Source organism: Methylobacterium tarhaniae (assembly GCF_001043955.1).
Taxonomy (GTDB): domain Bacteria; phylum Pseudomonadota; class Alphaproteobacteria; order Rhizobiales; family Beijerinckiaceae; genus Methylobacterium; species Methylobacterium tarhaniae.
In genome coordinates, this window is record NZ_LABZ01000365.1 from 1 (window position 1) to 513 (window position 513).

Below are 513 nucleotides of genomic sequence, written 5' to 3' on the forward strand. Positions count from 1 at the left end.
CGGCCTCGACGCGCCCGGCGAGAGCCGAGAGGCTGCGGACCTCGTCCACCGGCAGGTCCCGGCGCCCGGCGATCATCGCGTTCATCCGGCCGCGCTCCCGCCCGGCGAACTCCCCCGCCTGCCAGAGGGCGCGCTTCACATCGAGGCCATGGAGGATTGTGGCCGGAACGGCGCCGGCGACACCGGTCCGCAGCGCATCGAACAACGCCAGCTCGCGGTCGATGACGCCGGTCACGGCGGGAAACCAGGTCGCCGCCAGGGTGGGGTCGGGCGTCCCCGACAGGACGCCGTCGACCCGCTGGCGCAGGGCGGCGAGATCGGCGCGGGCCTGCGCCAGGGCGGCCGCGCTCGTCGAGGCCGCCGCATCGTCGGTCACGCGCGCCAGGGCGGCGTCGAGGTGACGGTCGCCCGTCGCGCGCAGGGCCGCCAGTGCCCGCTGCTCGGAGGGGGCAGGCGGGCGGGCGAGCCATCCGTTGGTCAGGCCGCGCTCGGAGGCCAGGGCCGCCGCCGCCT

1 protein-coding gene is annotated in these 513 nt (G+C 77.6%); it reads right to left on the minus strand.

Annotated features, from left to right (window positions below):
- Positions 1 to 513: nitrate- and nitrite sensing domain-containing protein (locus VQ03_RS29965; protein ID WP_048454586.1), on the minus strand; the 513-nt coding region annotated here is incomplete at both ends.